The sequence below is a fragment of the Acutalibacter intestini genome (assembly GCF_034334985.1).
GTDB classification, from domain to species: domain Bacteria; phylum Bacillota; class Clostridia; order Oscillospirales; family Acutalibacteraceae; genus Acutalibacter; species Acutalibacter intestini.
Genome location: NZ_JAWXXL010000027.1, coordinates 17,365 through 36,166 on the forward strand (window position 1 = coordinate 17,365; position 18,802 = coordinate 36,166).

Annotated in this window: 22 protein-coding genes and 1 pseudogene; 14 read left to right on the forward strand and 9 right to left on the reverse strand. The window is 50.7% G+C overall.

Going from position 1 to position 18,802, the window contains the following annotated elements; genetic code table 11:
- Positions 1-43: 43 nt before the first annotated feature.
- Together U8U68_RS16015 and U8U68_RS16020 are read left to right on the forward strand one after the other, a co-directional pair.
- Positions 44-739, forward strand: a complete 696-nt coding sequence (locus tag U8U68_RS16015; RefSeq protein WP_322202570.1) for an ABC transporter ATP-binding protein — start codon at positions 44-46, stop codon at positions 737-739.
- Complete coding sequence (locus tag U8U68_RS16020; RefSeq protein ID WP_322202572.1) at positions 723-3,083, forward strand: ABC transporter permease; 2,361 nt, start codon at positions 723-725, stop codon at positions 3,081-3,083. The genes U8U68_RS16015 and U8U68_RS16020 overlap by 17 nt, the downstream gene beginning before the upstream one ends.
- A gap of 227 nt (positions 3,084-3,310) precedes the next feature.
- Here U8U68_RS16020 and U8U68_RS16025 read toward each other — a convergent pair whose 3' ends face one another.
- The 6 genes from U8U68_RS16025 to U8U68_RS16050 all read right to left on the reverse strand — a co-directional run bounded on the left by U8U68_RS16025 (position 3,311) and on the right by U8U68_RS16050 (position 7,446).
- A complete protein-coding gene (locus U8U68_RS16025) occupies positions 3,311-4,078 on the reverse strand; it encodes a sulfite exporter TauE/SafE family protein (RefSeq protein ID WP_322202574.1) in 768 nt (255 codons plus the stop codon).
- Positions 4,072-4,515, reverse strand: coding sequence for a MarR family winged helix-turn-helix transcriptional regulator (locus tag U8U68_RS16030; protein ID WP_322202576.1), 444 nt, complete (start codon positions 4,513-4,515; stop codon positions 4,072-4,074). Before U8U68_RS16030 ends, U8U68_RS16025 begins: the two co-directional genes overlap by 7 nt.
- A gap of 788 nt (positions 4,516-5,303) precedes the next feature.
- Complete coding sequence (locus U8U68_RS16035; RefSeq protein WP_322202578.1) at positions 5,304-6,020, reverse strand: YoaK family protein; 717 nt, start codon at positions 6,018-6,020, stop codon at positions 5,304-5,306.
- Positions 6,017-6,355 carry a recombinase family protein gene (locus tag U8U68_RS16040; RefSeq protein WP_322202580.1) on the reverse strand — a complete coding sequence of 113 codons (339 nt, stop codon included), beginning with the start codon at positions 6,353-6,355 and terminating at the stop codon, positions 6,017-6,019. Before U8U68_RS16040 ends, U8U68_RS16035 begins: the two co-directional genes overlap by 4 nt.
- Positions 6,356-6,553: 198 nt before the next feature.
- The gene (locus U8U68_RS16045) at positions 6,554-6,814 is read right to left on the reverse strand and encodes a hypothetical protein (protein ID WP_322202582.1); all 261 of its coding nucleotides are present in this window, start codon (positions 6,812-6,814) and stop codon (positions 6,554-6,556) included.
- A gap of 143 nt (positions 6,815-6,957) precedes the next feature.
- Positions 6,958-7,446 carry a hypothetical protein gene (locus U8U68_RS16050; RefSeq protein WP_322202584.1) on the reverse strand — a complete coding sequence of 163 codons (489 nt, stop codon included), beginning with the start codon at positions 7,444-7,446 and terminating at the stop codon, positions 6,958-6,960.
- Between the two features lie 329 nt (positions 7,447-7,775).
- Here U8U68_RS16050 and U8U68_RS16055 point away from each other — a divergent pair, with 329 nt between their 5' ends.
- The 6 genes from U8U68_RS16055 to U8U68_RS16080 all read left to right on the forward strand — a co-directional run bounded on the left by U8U68_RS16055 (position 7,776) and on the right by U8U68_RS16080 (position 11,187).
- Complete coding sequence (locus U8U68_RS16055; protein ID WP_322202586.1) at positions 7,776-8,363, forward strand: hypothetical protein; 588 nt, start codon at positions 7,776-7,778, stop codon at positions 8,361-8,363.
- Between the two features lie 2 nt (positions 8,364-8,365).
- A complete protein-coding gene (locus U8U68_RS22690; protein ID WP_322202588.1) occupies positions 8,366-8,590 on the forward strand; it encodes a cysteine-rich KTR domain-containing protein in 225 nt (74 codons plus the stop codon).
- The gene (locus U8U68_RS16065; protein WP_322202632.1) at positions 8,514-8,699 is read left to right on the forward strand and encodes a sigma-70 family RNA polymerase sigma factor; all 186 of its coding nucleotides are present in this window, start codon (positions 8,514-8,516) and stop codon (positions 8,697-8,699) included. Before U8U68_RS22690 ends, U8U68_RS16065 begins: the two co-directional genes overlap by 77 nt.
- Positions 8,700-9,284: 585 nt before the next feature.
- On the forward strand, positions 9,285-9,665 hold the full coding sequence (locus U8U68_RS16070) for a type II toxin-antitoxin system PemK/MazF family toxin (protein WP_322202590.1): 381 nt from the start codon (positions 9,285-9,287) through the stop codon (positions 9,663-9,665).
- Positions 9,666-9,716: 51 nt separating this feature from the next.
- Positions 9,717-9,920: an excisionase gene (locus tag U8U68_RS16075; protein WP_178819310.1), complete on the forward strand. Its 204-nt coding sequence runs from the start codon at positions 9,717-9,719 to the stop codon at positions 9,918-9,920.
- Between the two features lie 79 nt (positions 9,921-9,999).
- Positions 10,000-11,187 (forward strand): site-specific integrase, encoded by a 1,188-nt coding sequence (locus U8U68_RS16080; RefSeq protein ID WP_322202593.1) that lies wholly within the window; start codon positions 10,000-10,002, stop codon positions 11,185-11,187.
- Between the two features lie 201 nt (positions 11,188-11,388).
- Here U8U68_RS16080 and U8U68_RS16085 read toward each other — a convergent pair.
- The 3 genes and pseudogenes from U8U68_RS16085 to U8U68_RS16100 form a co-directional block, all read right to left on the reverse strand.
- Positions 11,389-11,832 (reverse strand): annotated as a pseudogene (locus U8U68_RS16085) (recombinase family protein); the annotation flags it as partial.
- A gap of 44 nt (positions 11,833-11,876) precedes the next feature.
- Complete coding sequence (locus U8U68_RS16090) at positions 11,877-12,125, reverse strand: hypothetical protein (RefSeq protein ID WP_322202595.1); 249 nt, start codon at positions 12,123-12,125, stop codon at positions 11,877-11,879.
- Positions 12,126-12,704: 579 nt separating this feature from the next.
- Positions 12,705-13,727, reverse strand: coding sequence for a DNA primase family protein (locus tag U8U68_RS16100; RefSeq protein WP_322202597.1), 1,023 nt, complete (start codon positions 13,725-13,727; stop codon positions 12,705-12,707).
- 276 nt (positions 13,728-14,003) lie between these two features.
- Here U8U68_RS16100 and U8U68_RS16105 point away from each other — a divergent pair, with 276 nt between their 5' ends.
- From U8U68_RS16105 to U8U68_RS16130, 6 genes are all read left to right on the forward strand, one after another.
- Complete coding sequence (locus tag U8U68_RS16105) at positions 14,004-14,561, forward strand: replication initiator protein A (RefSeq protein WP_322202599.1); 558 nt, start codon at positions 14,004-14,006, stop codon at positions 14,559-14,561.
- Between the two features lie 250 nt (positions 14,562-14,811).
- Positions 14,812-15,156 (forward strand): plasmid mobilization protein, encoded by a 345-nt coding sequence (locus U8U68_RS16110; protein WP_437124443.1) that lies wholly within the window; start codon positions 14,812-14,814, stop codon positions 15,154-15,156.
- A gap of 87 nt (positions 15,157-15,243) precedes the next feature.
- Positions 15,244-15,858 (forward strand): recombinase family protein, encoded by a 615-nt coding sequence (locus U8U68_RS16115; RefSeq protein WP_160580023.1) that lies wholly within the window; start codon positions 15,244-15,246, stop codon positions 15,856-15,858.
- Positions 15,859-16,021: 163 nt separating this feature from the next.
- Positions 16,022-16,609 (forward strand): helix-turn-helix domain-containing protein, encoded by a 588-nt coding sequence (locus U8U68_RS16120; protein WP_322202603.1) that lies wholly within the window; start codon positions 16,022-16,024, stop codon positions 16,607-16,609.
- 22 nt (positions 16,610-16,631) lie between these two features.
- A complete protein-coding gene (locus U8U68_RS16125) occupies positions 16,632-16,859 on the forward strand; it encodes a carbon storage regulator (RefSeq protein ID WP_322202605.1) in 228 nt (75 codons plus the stop codon).
- Between the two features lie 145 nt (positions 16,860-17,004).
- A complete protein-coding gene (locus tag U8U68_RS16130) occupies positions 17,005-18,723 on the forward strand; it encodes a flagellin N-terminal helical domain-containing protein (protein WP_322202607.1) in 1,719 nt (572 codons plus the stop codon).
- The last annotated feature ends 79 nt before the right edge of the window (positions 18,724-18,802 follow it).

An 18,802-nucleotide genomic window follows, 5' to 3' on the forward strand; every position in this document is an offset into this window, starting at 1 on the left:
AAGCTGTATCTGCTATCTTTTTGGTGAAGGAGGTTGATATCCGATGGAAATTCTAAAAGTACAAAATTTGTGTAAAACCTATGGCAAGGGCGAGGCCAGAGTGGACGCGCTAAAAAATGTTTCTTTTTCATTGAACAAGGGAGAGTTTGCCGCTGTGGTCGGAGCGTCCGGCTCTGGCAAGAGTACCCTGCTGAACTGCATCGGCGCTCTGGACACACCAACTTCCGGAAATGTTCTCATGGATGGGCAAAACCTGTTCTCCATGAAAGAGGAAGAACGCACAATTTTCCGGCGGCGCAACGTCGGCTTTATCTTCCAGTCCTTTCAGCTCGTTTCTGAACTGAACGTAGAGCAGAATATCATGTTCCCTTTGCTCCTGGATTACCGAAAGCCTGCCCCCGCGGAAGTCCGAGAGATTTTGGATTTGCTGGGCCTAGGCGAACGCAGCCGCCACCTGCCCAACCAGTTATCCGGCGGACAGCAGCAGCGTGTCGCCATTGGCCGTGCCCTCATTACAAGGCCAAAGTTGATTTTAGCCGATGAGCCGACCGGAAACCTTGACAGCAAGAACAGCCAGGATGTTATTGATCTGCTCACGCGGGCCTCCCGGCATTACCAGCAAACGATCCTGATGATTACCCACAACAAAAACCTGACAGCGTCCGTAGACCGGGTATTCCGAGTAACAGATGGTGTCCTTACCGATTTGGGAGGAAAAACGGATGAAGCGCTATCTTGACCTGGTTCCCATATCCGCAAAGGTGCATAAGAAGCAAAACAGAATGTCGATTTTCTGTATTGCCCTGGCTGTATTTTTGGTAACAACTATTTTCGGCATGGCAGATATGTTTATCCGCAGTCAAATCATTAAGACGCAGGCGGAAACCGGAAACTGGCATATTGGCATTCAAAATATTTCCCGCGAAGATGCGGCGATCCTAGCGGCACGGCCAGACATTGCCGCACTTGCCCCGTATAATGTGCTTAACTATGAGGGAAACCAAGGGTACACGTTAGCGGAAACGGAAGTTGTCCTTTGCGGCAGCAATGATCGTCTATTTGCAAAAATATTTCCCAATATGCTTTTCGAGGGAACTTTCCCAAAGACGGACCATGAAGCGATGGTGACGGAGAGCGCCAAGGATATGCTTGGTCTGCATATTGGAGATGAAATTACGATCCATACTCCCGCCGGCCTCCACCTGATATTTACGTTGTCAGGCTTTGTAAAAAATACTGCCAATCTAATGAGCGGCGATACCTATGGCGTATTTTTAACAACGGAAAAGCTGTATGACATTTTTTCGATGAACAAGAGCGAGGGACGAACCGATTATCCCACAGCTTACTATGTTCAGTTTGCCAGTACATGGAATGTGCAGAGTGAAATTGAGAATTTGAAATCTCAATGCGGCTTGTCCGGCGATCAGGTTTCGGAAAATACAAAGCTGCTCGGTCTGCTGGGCCAAAGTACTAGTTCCTTTATGATGCAGGTCTATGCCGCCGCCGCAGTCCTGTTTGTCCTTGTTCTGTTTGCGGGTATTATGATGATCGCAAGCAGCCTGAACAGTAATGTGGCGCAGCGTACAGAATTTTTCGGATTGATGCGCTGTGTTGGAGCAACGCCTAAACAGGTTATGCGGATGGTACGCAAAGAGGCCCTTACCTGGTGCAAATCTGCCATTCCTGCCGGTGTTGGGATCGGCGTTGTTGTAATATGGATACTTTGCTTTATCCTGCGGCTTTTAAGCCCGGAATACTTTGGCGCAATGCCTCTTTTCAGTACAAGTTTTCCAAGCATTATTGCCGGTGTGGTCGTTGGGCTGTTGACGGTACTCTTGGCGGCTCGTACCCCCGCAAAAAGAGCCGCAAAGGTTTCTCCATTATCGGCGGTTTCTGGCAGCGCAAATGATACCCAGCCGGTCAGGAAAGCAGCCAATACAACCTTGTTCAAAGTTGATGCCGCGCTTGGTATACACCATGCAACATCAAGCCGCAAGAACTTTATCTTGATGGTCGGCTCCTTTGGACTTAGCATTGTTCTTTTCCTTGCCTTTTCTGTTACCATTGAGTTTATGAACCATACTCTGCGGCCGTTACATCCGTGGACGCCGGATATATCTATTGTGAGTTTGGATAATACTTGTTCTGTCAATCGGGCTTATCTTGAGGAACTGAAAAGTAAAGCGGCTGTCAGGTCAGCGTATGGCCGGATGTTTGCGTATAATGTGCCAATTACAGCCGATGGGCAGGAACAACAGACAGACTTGATTTCTTATGAGCAAAAGCAATTCGAATGGGCAAAAAGCTATATGCTGGGCGGTTCTTTGGATACGGTGCAAAATAAACTGAATACTGGACTGATCGTGTATGAGCCGCAGAACACGATCCAAATTGGTGATACAGTATCGTTAAGCCTTCATGGACAAACAGCAGAAATAGAAATTGTAGGGATGCTCTCTGACAGTCCGTTCTACAATTCCGCTGATGTCAGAACGATCATTTGCTCCGAAGATACATTCCGGCAATTGACCGGTCAGTCAGATTACACGGTCATTGATATGCAGCTGACAAATCGTGCTACGGATGTAGAGGTAAATACTATACACCGCACCTATGGAGCAGGATATTCCTTTGTTGACAAGCGGATGGATAACAGCAGCACTTTGAGCGTCTACTATTGCGTTTGGTTGTTCCTCTACGGTTTTTTGGCGCTGATTGCCCTGATTACAGGTTTCAATATAATCAACAGTATCGCTATGAGTGTTACGGCGCGCACAAAGCAATATGGGGCGTTCCGGGCTATCGGCCTAAGCGATCATCAGCTTTCCAAAATGATTATTGCAGAGGCGGCTACCTATGCAATCCTAGGAAGTATTGTAGGAGCTGTCTTGGGAGTAATCTGCAACAAGTTCCTATTTGATTTGTTGATAAGCCGTCAATGGGGCGACCCGTGGTTACTCCCGTGGGGAAAGCTGATGGTAATTTTTTTGATTGTGCTTTTCTCAGTGGTTGTAGCGGTATATGGGCCGATCAAAAGAATACGAAATATGTCCATTGTTGAGACAATTAGCGCACAATAAGTATGACGCCGAATTATAATGCAATCTGCTGAATGGCGGCAAAGAAAAAACCGCCGTCCAGCAGGAGAACTGGTAGGTAACAAGAAATGAGGAAACATGGAAAAACGCCCTATCCCAAAAGCGGAACACTCGGTATGCACACCATGTAGACCGCAATCTGCAAAGCGAAATCGCAGAAAAGAAGCTGGCACAGGGCTGAATGTTGGGGGAACAGAATACGCCATTGGCTACTTCAAATAGTTTACCGCTAAAATTGCAACTCCAAGCACCGCCAGGATCACCCCGGTAACGCGGTTCAGTGTGGCGGGGCTGGCCTTATTTGCAAACTTTGCAGCGACTCTTGCCCACAGTAAGGTGGAAACCACGCAAAGGACCAGGCACCAGATGTCTGGCATACCGCCAATGGCAAAGTGGCTGGCCGCGCCTGTGAGGGCCGTGAAGGTCATGATAAATACGCTGGTACCGACAGCGGTTTTTAACTCATACCCAAGCACGCTGGTGAGAATCAGCAGCATCATCATGCCGCCGCCAGCGCCTACAAAACCGCAGATAAAGCCCACCATTGTGCCGGATATAACAGACTGAACCACCCTTTTTTTTGGACTGACCGCGCCCATGGCCTCCTTGGTGGTCATAACTGGCTTCACGATAAATTTTATCCCCAGCAGCAGAGTCATAAACACCGAAAAGCTTCCCATGGTGGTGTTTGGCACCAGGCTTGCCACAAAGCTGCCCACCATGGTGAACACCAGCACCGCCGCCATCATCACCAGCCCGTTTCGCACATCCAGATTCTTATTCTTGCCGTAGGTGTACGCGCTGACGGCGCTGGCGAGTACATCACTAGCCAGGGCGATCCCGACCGCTTCATAAGCCGGGAGTCCCAGGAATGTAATGAGCATTGGGCTGATGACCGCGGCGGCGCTCATGCCTGCAAAGCCGGTGCCCAGCCCAGCCCCCATTCCCGCAATAAAGCAAACCAGTAGTGTCAGCATTTTGTGTCCTCCATTAATCTGTCAATATTGTTTTGCATCCTCCGGCTAAAATCTTCCAGAGCCTCTATCTCACAGGTTGAAAAATCCTTGAGGATGGCAGCAAGAAACCGTTCCTGCGCCAGCTGCCCCTCGCGCACGATTGGCATAGCCTTTTCGCAAAGCTTCAGGTGCACGGTCTTGCGGTTGCCATGCGCGTATTCCCGAAACAGCATCCCGCGCTGCTCTAAAGCTTTCACAGAGGCCGAGACCTGAGATTTGGCCAGATAGCGTATCTCCACGATTTCAGCAGCGGTATCGTAGCAGGGATTATTGGCTAAAAAAAGCAGGATATCCAGCTCGGCGCGGGTCATGCCGTGCCGCTGGCAAATTGCGGACACGAATTTACTGTAGAGCATCTTAAATGCGTTCTGGTGCTCCCAGGGGTTAAGTGGGATCATACCGCGCTCCTTTAAGTTCTTTTTTGAACTATTTTATCAGACAGATCCTCCCTTGTCAAGAGACAGGAATGGTTTTAAGTTTGGAGTTGATATCATGACCGCAAAAGACCGCTGCAAAACAGGCCGCACCGATCTGAGGCACTGGCTCTGCTCCCACGGCGGAACGTTGAAAAATCCGGCTCTGAATGGGAGTGGAAGCATCAGGGGGAGCGCGTCACTGTACGCAACAATATCTGGTTCGGCCAGTACATCCAGGAGGACTGCGATGCTGTGAAGTTCTATGGGATGTCTGAAGAAAACGCCGACGAACACAGCTCGGTGTTCGTCGGCAAAGACAACATGGCCGGGTGAAGCACATCTATAATCCGAGGGACGCTCACCGCCTCCGGTTTCCGGCAGACCCTGGCGGCAGCGAGAAAGCCTACCGCTTTCACCATACCGGCGCTGGGCCGCAGTTATATGTGCTCAAGGCGCCTATTGATATGCTCTCCTACATCAGCCTGCACCCGGAGAACTGGCAGGAGAATTCCTGCCGTTGCCCTGTGCGGTGTAGGAATTGCTCCCATCCAGCCTTTCCTAGAGGAAGTGTCCCCGCTGGAGGAACTCCGTCGTCTGCTTGGACAATGACGGGGGCGGATATACGGCCGCCAAACATATCGCGCAGGCGTTGCCGGGGGAATGAGACGTACCGGTTAGCACACATTTCCCCCAGCAAAAGGGCTGGAACGAGGAACTCCCGCATCCTTTCCCGGAGAAAAACCTGGATCCGGTGATGGCCATGTAACCACTTAGTGGCCAGAGGGCTTCCGGCTGAGCATATCATGCTCAGCGCCCAGGTCGGCGCGAATCAGCTTTACCAGCACGATGCCCATGGGCACAATGGTAACCCAGACGGCTTTCTCCGCCAGGATTGGGCAGAGAAAGGCCAGCAGCCCCGCCCCGGCGAAAAACGCAAAGACCATCCCGGCATGAATTAGCCCCCGGCGCAAGGCCAAGCTGTCCCCTTTGTGCACGGCCTTCGCCAGACCCACTCCAATCTGCCGGATGTGATTGGTGCAGAAAGTGGTGGCCATGGGGATGCCCTCGGCCTGCCGGAAGGTGTTGTACTGCATGGATGCGATGAAGTTGACCATCACCTGCACCACCTGATGGGGCATGGACAGCGGGATGAAACCTAGGAGGAACAGCACCGCCGTTTCAAAAATAATCAGGTAGGTGTCCCAGCGCAGAAGCCCCAGCCGTTTTACCGGCGAGGGCAAAATCTCCGACACGAACGCGCCCAATAGATACGCGGAGATGGGGATCAAAAAGTACAGCCCGCCCAGCCAATCGCCTTTGCCGAAGTTGATGGCCATGACCACCACATTGGCGGTCTGTGCGTTGCAGAACACTCCGCCCCGCAGGACGTAGGTGTAGGCGCCCATCATCCCGGCGCTGATCATAAGCAGGGCGTAGATCATTTTCTGTTCACAGACGAGATAGTTATGTTTCGATTTGGTTTTCATAAAAAACAGTCCCTTGTGGATGTCCATGCCCCGCCGTATCTTCTAAGACGGCTCCGCTGAGTTAGTATTCGGCCATTGCTCTTCAACACGCTTTCCACCAAAATGCCGCTGGCTTTGTCACCGATATTTTCACTGGCGGGGATCCCCTGGACACCGTTCTTTTTCCGTTTTGCTTTGTTGATGGCGCTGTCATAGCAGTTCCCGGCGAAGCGGTCAAGCTGATAGACAAGCATGCCCTCAAAAATGTGCTTGCCGCTGTCGGCAATCTCACGCTGGAACTCGGCCCGACTGTCTGTTGTGCCGCTCTGTGCCCAGTGGATATATTCGCCAATCACAATATATCCATGGTTCTTGGCAAACTCGTAGCAAGTTTGAAGCTAGCCCTTGATGGACTGCTCCGTCTGGCTGTGGCTAGAATATCGGGCGTAAATGACAATGTTCACTCTTTCACCCTCTCCAACAGTTCAATGATGGCCTTTTCAAGCGGTCATACATGGGTGAGGCGGGGTCAAAGCACCTTTCCACAAACCGCCTCATGGCCCGATCCTCTTCCCAAATTTGGGGCTTGCACTCGTACAGCTTGCCCTGGAGCTTTTCAGTGCAGCAGCAGATATAATCATCGAGACATCGAAGTAATCCGCGCATACCAGATCCGCACTTTGATGGGAGCGGCAGAGCAGCCTGTTTCGTATCGGTTCATGGTAGCCTGGGGGGCCATCAATTTTTCCGAACTTGGCTTGAGATAGCCCGATGCCCTCCCGGAGTGTTCCCATTCTTTTGCCGATATCGCTCAAAATGCTCACCTCCTATGGTACTGATAGTATAGCAGAAAATGAGAGTCCTTTCAATCTAAATTATGAATTACAAGGAAAGGGGATGTGAATACAATGCCAGTATTTCACGTCAAGAAAGCCTCAGATTACACCATCATGGTACATTACGCCGGGGCTGCGGCAGGCACAGGCCGGACGAATCCAGCCGCCAGCCATTGCTCAAAGTCCTTGTGGGACACGGAGACCGGCTCCTGCTTAGGCAAGTCCAGGAAACGATACAGAATAGTCTCCGCCCACAACGGCAAACTTCCACCCGCCTTGCAGCGTGTAGCGCTCTTCCTGAAAGATTGGAGCAGGACGGGCTTTAGATGGGCCGCTGGTGCGGCCTGTGCCCTCCGCGCAGCCTTGGCAATCAGGCACATGGCGGCGGTCTCCACCACGGCGCTGCTCAGGATGTTCAAGGGCGAGGGCGTGCTGAAGTCCAGTAGGCCGCGAAAGGCCGCGTCTGTCAGGTACGGAGCGAGGTCAATCCCGCAGCGTGAGAGCAGCATGGTGCCCACGCTGCGGTTGGCCTTGCCCCCCCTGTACCGGGCGGTTTCCACGTCTTGGCCGCCCAAGTACAGGCAATGGTGGCAGTTGTTGAGAAGGGTCATAGGCCGGAGCCAGGCCGAGAATCCGCTGCATCCGCTCCCACTGCTCCGCCTTGGGGAAAAAATAGGAGGCGGGGGTGTTCCCCCAGGTTTGGAGGATTTTGGGCAGTATGGCAGGGTCGGCGCAGCCCAGTTCCCCCAGGCTTTGCAGCCGGCCCCATAAAGATATTGGATGGATGGCGGCACACTCCTTTCAAGTATAGTTAACGCAGTCCAAAAGCGGTAACACCTCTTTTGGACTTAGCGGCACGGGTGTACCCGCGCCGCTCTGCTTGAAAATCGGTAAATTTACATTTGTGATAATATCAATTTTTGCTGCGACATGTGTTCTCTTGTTAATTAACTATGTTGCTGTAACCTATTGTGTGAGAAATTTGCAGTTATTTACGGCATTGGTGCTTGTCGTTCCAATCATATGTATTGCTGCCATTTCCTTCATCATAGGGTATCGGATAAAATGGAATTGGAAATATGGAATCTGCATAGCACTTATTCTTACTCTTATATCATGGGGAACAAGCCAGATTATTGTACTTGTGGCAGGAAATGACTTGAGTAGTATAGAAGAAAGTGAATTACCAGATAATTCCCCAAAAACTCCAAATGATGAACTAATGGATGAACTATACGACGAATTGGATAAAAAGGCATATGAGTATATGCTTGAACAGGGACTTATTTCAGAGGGCGAGGAAATATATGGTGGTGATAAAACCATTGGAGGCGAAAGTTCAGAGAACGCAAAGGAAAAGGGAAATATAGATGACATTGAAATAGCAAGTACAGAAATGTATGTAGGTATCCAAAAATCCGATCCCGTTACAGAACTGATAGGCAATATCATTACTTTTCTGATTGCCTATGGATTAAGTTATGCAGGGTACAAAGTTAGCAGAAGAAAAGCAAGAAAAATAGTCTGATTATGTATGTAAATAGAAAAAAGACAGAATGGGTGCGCTGTCCTGCTTGTGGCAGCAAAACCCGTAATAGAATTAGAGAGGATACCATTTTGAAAAACTATCCTCTTTACTGCCCGAAATGCAGGCAGGAAAACCGTTGTCCGCAGAATGATGTTGGACAAGCTGAAACCTTCCCTTACACTGCTGTCGGAAGAAGAACGGAAGCTCATACAACAGCATTTCTATGAGGGCAAATCGCAGGTTGAGTTAAGCCGTATCTATGGGATTAACCAGTCCAGCGTCAGCAGGCACATCATGAAAATCCTGCAAAAGCTCAAAAAACTTTTGGAAAATTAAATTTTCCGTGCATAGCCCCCTCATTTTTTCCTTTGGAAAAGTGAGGGGGCTTTTCTATGGGCTTCCCGCAGCTCCTTGACAACTGAATACCCATTCACCAAATACATTCTCTTTGTGATTGTGATGAGCAAAAGCGTGTGCAGCGGTACGCCATGACCTGCCGAAAAAGCAGAAGCGATGAAAGGTGGTGAGCGGAAATTACCGACTCAAAATATCGGGCAGCCCCCGATTTCGCCATGACCCACAAAGAGGACAATGATACTCCCGTCCAGTCACAGTCCGAGCGGTAGCCAATCCGCCGCAGGCAATGAGGGCGGCTCTGTCAGACCGACAGTTGGGGTGCGATTCCCGTGGCGTCAGTTCGCTGCTGACCGTTTGGTGACTTCCCTTGCGTAAACACGCATCCGCATTTCGGGGTGTCGGGGACAAATAGAAATGCTCCTATCATATCAAGCCAGATGCAGGGCGGTCTATGGAAACAGGGCTTTGTTTTGATGCCCCGCCGACCTTAAACACTCCTTTGTATCTGGCTGCTACATAGGCAGGAATCTCCTGCCTAAATCCAGATAGGAGGTCAAACACATAATGGAAAGGACTATCAAGCGTGGGGACACCTTCTACGCAGACCTAAATCCCATTGTCGGCTCGGAGCAGGACGGCAGACGACCCGTACTCATCGTTTCTAACGACATAGGGAACACCCACAGCCCCACCGTCATCATTGTGCCAATCACGAGCCGAGTGCATACAAAGGCAAAGCTGCCCACACATACCGAGGTAGGCAGCTTCGAGGGGCTTGACAAGAACTCCCTCATCCTTGCAGAGCAAATCCGCACCATAGACAAGCGGAGGTTAGAGAACTACATCGGCAGGCTCCCCGAAAGCATCCTGCCAAAGCTCAACCGCTCCCTCGCCGTCAGCATAGACCTGGCGGCAAAGGCGGCGGCAACAGAACAGCAACCCTAAGTGATGCTTGTGCCTACTCCGCACAGGCTTATTTTTTTGACAGGAGGTTTTATGAACTACGCAGAGGTTCCCATCTGGGAGAAATACACCCTCACCATCGAGGAAGCTGCAAAGTATTTCCGCATCGGGGAAAAGAAGCTCCGCCAGTTAGCGGACGAACACCCCAACGCCAACTGGCTGATTATGAACGGAAACCGTGTGCAGATTAAGCGGAAGCAGTTTGAAAAAATGATTGATTCTATGGAAGTCATATAGTTGCAACGAGCTGAAATATCGGTATAATAGAGGTATGTCGTATCAAGGCTCGTTCCAGAACGGAAAGGAGCTTCACACTATGTCAGAAAAGAGACGTGACAACAAAGGACGGATACTGAGGACTGGAGAGAGCCAGAGAAAAGACGGGAGATACGCATACAAATATATAGACGCACTCGGCAAGCCGCAGTTTGTGTACTCATGGAAACTGGTAGCCACAGACAAGACCCCTGCGGGCAAGCGGGAGCTTCCTGCTCTGAGGGACAAGATAAAGGAAATCAGCAGGGACTTGGAGGACGGCATCGACACCATCGGCAAGAAAATGACCGTATGCCAGCTCTACGCAAAGCAGAATGGACTTCGGAAGAATGTAAAGCACGGCACGAAAAAAGGGCGTGACTACCTCATGGGCTTGTTGCAGGATGACCCTTTCGGCATGAAAAGCATTGATGTCGTGAAGCAGTCGGACGCAAAGGAATGGGCGATACGGATGAGCGAGAAAGGTTTCGCTTTCCAGACCATCAGCAATTTCAAACGCTCCCTCAAGGCGGCGTTCTACACCGCCATCGAGGATGACTGCATCCGCAAGAACCCCTTTAACTTCGCCCTTGATACGGTCATCGAGGACGACAGGGAACGCAAGGCGGCATTAACAGCGAAGCAGGAAGAAAGCCTTTTGGCATTCATGGAGCAGGATACGGTATATAGGAAATACCGTGACGAGGTAATCATCCTGCTCGGCACTGGACTTAGAATTTCAGAGTTTTGTGGTCTGACCACAGCTCTGGACTTCAAAAACCGCCAAATCAATGTAGACCATCAGCTTTTGCGGGATGCCGACATCGGCTACTATATCGAAACGCCAAAGACCAAGAACGGCATACGGCAGATTCCCATGAGCGAGGAAGTCTACCAAGCGTTGAAGCGTGTGCTGAAGAATCGGGGCAATGCCGCCCCGTTCAGTGTAGAGGGCTATAAAAACTTCCTGTTCCTCAAAAATGACGGGATGCCCAAGGTGTCAGCGAACTACGACAGTATGCTGAAAGGGCTTGTAAAGAAGTACAACAAGCAGAACAAAGAGCAGCTTCCGAACATCACGCCCCACATCCTCAGACACACGTTCTGCACACGGTTAGCAAATGCAGGCATGAACCCCAAGGCGTTGCAGTATATCATGGGACACGCCAACATCACGATGACGCTGAACTATTACGCCCATGCGACCTACGATTCCGCAAAGGCAGAAATGGAGCGTCTGGCGGCATAGGCAGGACGAGTTTTTACTACTTTCGTACTACCTTTGAGAGCGAAAACCTAAAAACTTTTAAGAGTATATGTGAGCTTCCCCCGACAGTAAAAATGCCGCGAACCCTTGAAAAATCAAGACTTAGCGGCATTTAAGAACTTATAAAGAGATAGTCAAAAATCCCTTTGGATTTTTGAGAGGAACATTATATAATTCGGAAAAAAAATCGTTAAATACGTTGCGGATTGGCGTAAAATCGTCCGTTCCTCTGGCGCTGTCCACCCCGTCATTGACAGCGATGAAGCGTACATCGTAGCTTGGAAAAACGATCTCCGTATACCGGCCCACCTGCAAGTAGTCGCGCCCGAAACGGCTCATGTCTTTGACAATCCAGGTGCCAACCAAGCCCTGCTCCACCAAGGCAAGTCCCTCCTGGACACCGGGGCGATTGAAGTTCGTCCCGGTGTACCCGTCATCTACCAGCACCCTGGTATTCGTGAAACCGTGGGAAGCGGCGTAGCTGCTGAGGATGCTTCTCTGATTCGCAATCGAGTTTGACTCCCCATCCACCAAATCCTCGTTGCTCAAACGGCAGTACAAAATCGTGATTTTCTGCTGATCCACGTTGTCTTCCCTTTTCTTCTGTGGGTCAGCTGACAGTACCATAGTGCATGGCTCTATGATAGCATGATCTTCCCGTTTTGTCGACATCAAACCGCCCCCTTATCTGAAAAAATCAGGCGGCGCATCATGCCGGGGAGCGGTTCATCCCCGGCGCACTCCGTCTCAATGATATACCAGGTGTTACCGATTTTGCGCGTCACTTTGCAGGAGAAGGGGTTTCTCAGCCCATGCTCTCTGTACCAGTCCTCAATAAAATCGGCGGGCGCATCGAACATCGGCTCATAGCAGGCGCACAGGTCAATGGGTTCGTACACATAGTTTTCAAAATCGTTCAATAAAGTACCTCCATAATTCGTAGTCTGTTGGGTCAGTCAACCTTGCGCCTGACCCACTGAATGTCGTAGCCCAGCGCATCGACTACCTCCTGCATGGTCATCCCCTGGCGCACAATGTACGCCTTGATCTCGTTCCTCATATCGGATTTCAAAGTTTTTTCCTCACTTTCTGATGAATTTGATGTTGTGTTCCGAAAACCACTTTTACGGAATGATGAGGATTTTCGCAGTTGTAATTTCCGCTCAGATTTGCTATGATGAAACCCAGGTCATAAGGGGCCTATATCCACTTCACGGCTTTACATGACCTCTGCCGGAACAGTGGATTTCCTCGCTTTTTCGTAGAGGGGCTACACGGTTCGGTAAATCACCAACAGGTGTAATCCGTTCACTGCTGAACAACCTTTTTCACGAAAATCACAAGGATTAAATTGCACCCAGCTTTTTAGGGACAGGCCAGCGTGACCGCCTATAAAAAAGATAAAGGCAAACGCAAAACTATCCGTACATACGTACATCAGTACAGAGACGGTCTGCCGTGTACGCCTGTACGCACGTACAGATAATTTCATTTCTTTTTTATAAAGCAGTTGGTCTTATTAAAACCTCAATTCCCAGGTGGCCCCGACACCGCTTGCCGCTGCCGATATACACGTTGTTAGTCGCCTCCAGCCGGTAGGCATCGGCGTTCTGGGCAATAAAGCCGGAAAAGCTCTTGGGGGAAAGCGGGTTCTCGGCGTTGTCCTCGCACCAGACCTTATAGGCGGCGTAGAGGTCACGGGTAGCGGCCTCGCTGTCCGCTTTGAACTGGACATAGCCATTAGAGGTCAGGAAATCCACAATGTTGTTGGCCTCCCGGACCACAACAGAGATATTCTCCCTGGCCCGGTCACTGATGGTGAACCGATAATTGTTTACCAGCAGGCGGTGAAGCCCATCCAGACACCAGAGAAATATCCCCTCGCGCTCGTTGATCAGCTTTTCAGAGAGGAACGGGTCATCCGTCCGCCCTGCCGGTCTGTCCCTCGTAGTCAAAACAATCTGGCGGCGAAAGAAACCATCAGACCTGTCATGGAGGGCGGTCAAGGCCCCGTTGCCGAAGCAGAGGAACCGCACATAAAGCTGGCTCTGATAGCTCTGGACGCCCTTGCGCTCCATATCCATCTTGCACTCCGAGGTCACGATGGATTTGATATAGTTGGTCTTGGGCAGGGCGCTCATGTCCATGTCATCGTCCACCATCAGCAGCTTGCTTTCCAGGTCGGCGCGGCTGAACCGATTGTTCTCCACTTTCTGGATGCTGGTGGTGTTCATGCTGTCTCCGAAGATGGAGCGCATCACCAGCCCGATCCGGCTCTTGCCCTCGCCGCCTTTGCCAATGAGCATCAGCATCTTCTGGCCTTTGGTGGTGGGGAGCAGGCAGTAGCCCAGGTACTCCTGCAAAGTGGGGATGTCCTCCGGGTACAGCAACTCCGACAGGAACCGAAGCCACTTCTCTGGCGGCGGCGTATCAGGGCGATAGTTGACGGTCAGGCGGTTGTTGCAGTAGGGGCAGAAGGATTCGAACCCTCGGCACGCGGTTTTGGAGAACGGTAATAACAATTTTATCTCATTTCAAGGAGTTTTACCAATTGTTATGAGATACTGGAAAATGGCTTAAAACCTGGGCTTTTGACACTTTTCAATTCCAACTGCCGTTCTGAATCTGCAAATTTCCTGCACATCTGATAGAAAAATTGATAGATAAAAACAAAAAACTTGATAGAAGGCTTCCAACACGCTTTTACCTGATTTTAATAATTAGATATTGCCTGTGCCCTGATAACAGCCATTATCAGGGCTTTTTTATGCAGTTTTATCCATAAAGGAGATGATCTCATGGGCAAATTTGAACTGGAATATATGTGTCCCCGGCCTGCTAAAGGCTACCGCTATCTGTCTGTTCCAAAAGAACTTCTGGAGAACCCGATTTTCTCCAGGCTTGACTATGGAGCAATTATCTTGTTCGCCAAAATGCTGGAAAGAGCCAGTTTATCCGCCCAGCATGAGGATAAATTCACAGATGAAAGCGGGAGGCTTTTCATCATTTACACGGTCGAACAGATGGAAAAAGACCTACAGCGTTCACACCCAACGGTAATCAAATTCACGAAACAATTAGCTGATATTGGGCTGATTAAAAAAGTACACCAAGGCCAGGGGAAGCCAACGAGAATTTACATAAAGGATTTCACTTCCGTGGATTCTGACGGTCAAAAGCCGCTGGTGGTTAACGTCCGCAAGTCAGAAGATTTGATTTCCAGTAGTCAAGAAACTGAACTTCTGGACGTTAAAAATCTTTCATCTATAGAACTTAATAATAAAGAACTTGAGAATAAAGACCTTCTTCCTTCCTGCCTTCCAGAAGACGGGGAGAGTGAAGGCAAGGAAATATAGAAAGGGGGAATCTCTCATTTATGTCCGCAATTTTTGTTTACTCAGCATGAATATGGACGTCATTTTAGCGCAGTTTGCGAAGAAAATAGGCCCGAAGGGCCAAAAATTCTGAGCGCCGAAAAAACGGCGTTCAGAGCACGAGCCAGCATCGCATTTGTGCAGACCCTTGTGCGGACAAGTGTGCAGACAAATGCCCGGACAAGGGAGAATCCCTTGCAACCCTTAAAATTGAAAATGAGAGGATGATTTTTTGGAAAGACAAAGAAAGTTTGACATGAGATTGAACGAGAAGGACTTCAAGCTGTTAGAACGCCGGGCGCGAAAATGCGGGCTGAGCAAGTCCGCTTACATACGGCAGCTGTTCCACGGCTACAAGCCCAGGGAAACCCCGCCCGCTGACTACCACGCCATGAGGCGAGAACTGTGTGAGATTGGCAATAATCTGAACCAGGTCGCGTTTATGGCCAACGCCACAGGGCTGGTGGATGAGGCCGCATACTATAAGAACGTGGTATGGCTGCGGGATGCTATCCAGCGCATTGAGAACGCGGTAGCAGGTGATGGTTTGGAGGGGAATTCGCAGACAACTGAATAACAAAAAAGCACTGACGCGCGGAAACGGCCCAGTGCTTTTTTGTTTGCCTGCTTTCGTGTAAACTCATGGGAAAGGGAGTGTGAAAAAATGAACATATACGGCTACATCCGGGTTTCCAGCACAGAACAGAACGAGGACAGGCAGCAAATCGCCATGGACAGGCTGGCAGTGCCCCGGAAGAACATCTATCTGGATAAGCAGTCCGGCAAGGATTTTGCGCGGCCCAACTATATGAAAATGGTAAAAAAGCTGCGCCGGAACGACCTGCTCTACATAAAAAGCATCGACCGGCTGGGCCGCAATTACAAAGAAGTCCAAGAGCAGTGGCGCATCCTCACCAAAGAAAAAGGCGTTGACATCTGCGTAATAGACATGCCGCTGCTGGACACCCGCACGGCAAAAGACCTGATGGGGACCTTTATTGCCGACCTAGTGCTGCAAATCCTCTCCTTTGTGGCGGAAAGCGAGCGGGACAACATCCGCCAGCGCCAGGCCGAGGGAATCGCTGCCGCTAAAGCCAGAGGGGTACGCTTTGGCAGGCCGCCCCGGCCCTTGCCGGAGAATTTCTGGGCTGTCCGCTGCGCGTGGAAGCGGAAGGAACTCACCCTGCACCAAGCCGCGCAAGCCTGCGGGATGCCCGACACAACCTTCTATGACACGGTGAAAAGGACTGATATGGATGAAAGCAATCCGCAAAAATAAAGGCACTTCGGAAATGTACAAATAACCGATGGGCTTTTTGGTGCCCTATTTTGTGTCTTACATCATGAGTATCGGCATATTTGCAAAAAAGATAAGCCCAAATCCGAAAAAACTTCACTTCGTAAACCTGTAAATTTACGGTTTGCGAGGGGAGTGACAGCCCGTGTCTGTACTCAATTTCGATGCCATCGGCGGCATAGGAAGCCGCCCGCTTTCGCAGCAGGAGATGGAGGAAAAGCTCCGGCTGCACCTTCATGACCTGGCAGAAGAAATCGTCTTGGATTTAAACGAGCAGGCCCCTGCCAACAGCCAGGAATTGCTCAGCGCTTTCGTTTCCGAGCTTTTCCTTTCCGCTACCAAACAGGCCATCCGCGAGGAACGACGCAAAAAGCAGGCCGAGGGCATCGCCAAGGCAAAAGCCAAAGGAGTCAGCTTTGGGAGGAAATCCAAGCCGCTGCCCGACAATTTCGAGGAGGCCCGGCAGCTGTGGCTTAAGCGGGAGTTGAATCTGAAAGACGCCGCTAAGCATTGCGGCTTGCCGGAAAGCACTTTTTACGACGCCGTGCGCAGGCTGGGGGAGCCGGTCAGCGTAAACCATCGTAAGCCGCTGCCGGAGAATTTCGAGGAATCCCGCAGGTTGTGGCGCAGCCACAAATTGAAGATGAAAGAAGCGGCAGAGCGCTGCGGCATGGCCGCCACCACGTTTTATGACGCGGTGCGGCGGGTGGAGAACGCGGAGGTTCGCGACTAAACAAATTGGGAAGGAGCCCAACATGTTATCTTTACGATTAAAATCTGGTGAATATTTAACCATCGGCGAGGACATCACCGTGCAGGTCTTCCAAGACCGGGGCAATTCCATTGAGGTCGCCATAGACGCGCCGCGGGATTTGCCTATCCTGCGCGGCAAGCTGTTCGAGCAAACAGGTAGCCGCCCAGAGGGGCTTCACGACAGTGATTATAAACGTGCGTCGGAACAGCGGCGCAACGCGAAGCGATAGATAATTTTGGTTTCTGCCGATTCCGGAATCGGTTGAAATATACAGCGCATCCGACAGAACCGATCACTCTGGCAAAATGCGCAAAACCCCACGATGAACGTGGGCCAGTCCAAAACGCAAAAAATAATTTTAAGGAGACAAAATTATGCGTATTCAACACAACATTATGGCGATGAACGCTTATCGCAACTACAACACCAACACTTCCGCTCTGTCCAAGAACCTGGAAAAGCTCAGCTCCGGCTACAAAATCAACCGCGCCGGTGACGACGCCGCTGGCCTGGCTATTTCCGAGAAGATGCGTGCCCAGATCACCGGCTTGAACGCTGCTTCCAAGAACGTGAAGGACGGCATCAGCCTGGTGAAGACCGCTGAAGGCGCCATGCAGGAAATCCAGGACATGCTCAACCGCATGGATTACCTGGCTACCCAGTCTGCCAACGGCACTTACGACAACGACGTTGACCGTAAGAACCTGCAAAAAGAAGTGGACGCCCTGAAGACCGAAATCAACCGTATTGCCGACAGCGCCAACTTCAACGGCATCAAGCTGCTGGACGGCTCTCTGGCTGGCAGTGGCACTATGGCGGCACAGAAACAAACTTTGGTTGACGCCGCTCACAACCAGCTTCACACGAAGGGCGTCACGGAACAGGAGCCTGGCTTTACAATTGACATCTCTCAGATTTTTGATGGTTTGACAGCGGCGAGTCAAATTAACGCTAACGGTACATTTACCATCAATGTGAAAGTCGGCGGCGCTACTATTGCGCTTACAGCAACGGCTAGTGCTACGATAGCAAAGGGTGCGCAAATTAAAGCATCTATGGTTACTCTGTCTGCAACGGCTACTGCGGTGACGATTGGCAGCGTTGACTTCGATATTGCAGGTGCTAGTACTGGAATAATAAGCTTCGCTTATAAGGCCTCTGGCACCAATAATGCGGCAAACGGTGTAGTGGACTTCCAGTCGTCTATGGATGTCACGGCATCTATAGTCGGCGACGCGACTCTTGGCGCCGACAAATACTTTACCTGCAAAACGCAGAATGTCCAGGATGGCGTTAAGGGGACTCCGGACAAAATGGCCCATGCACAGTTCCAATTGACTGAAGACATGGTGAAGCAGATGATAGCCGGCGGTAAGCTGACCATTGGAACTGTCACATTAGAAGTGGACAAAACTAAAAATGTTGCCAGTTCTGCCAGCGGCAAAATCGGCATCAAGGATTTGATCGACTCTGATGGCAACTTCAAAAGCGACGCAAAAAATTTAAACGCTTTTGCGGACGCAATCACCAGGGCAGGCACTAACTCTGCTTTCCATATTTCTGCTGGCGCAGACAATATAATCGACCTGCATGAGAAAGCTGGTTTTTACAGCAGTACTGACACGGCTAAACAGTTGGACAGCAATGCGAAGATTGACGCCCTTGTGTATATGAGCACCGGCGGCGGCGCGGCTGGCTCCTTGACCCTGCAGATCGGCGACACCAGCGACCCCTACAACCAGCTGAGCGTGAAGATTGGTGACATGCACACTTCCGGCATGAACATCGACAGTGTGGATATCAGCAGCATCACGGGTGCCCAGAATTCCATCAAGACCATCCGCGATGCCATCAACTACGTTTCCGGTGTCCGCGGCGACCTGGGCGCAACCCAGAACCGTTTGGAGCACACCGCCAACAACCTGAGCGTCATGGCCGAGAACATCCAGGACGCCGAGTCCACCATCCGCGACACCGACGTTGCCGAGGAAATGATGGCTTACACCAAGAACAACATCCTCATCCAGAGCGCGCAGGCCATGCTGGCCCAGGCCAATGCTGTGCCCCAGGGCGTACTGCAGCTCCTCGGCTAATTGTTGTTCTGACGCAAATTTACCCACGCACGAACCGAGGGGGCGGGCAGGTGCCCGTCCCCTTTTTGTGTGGGGTTAT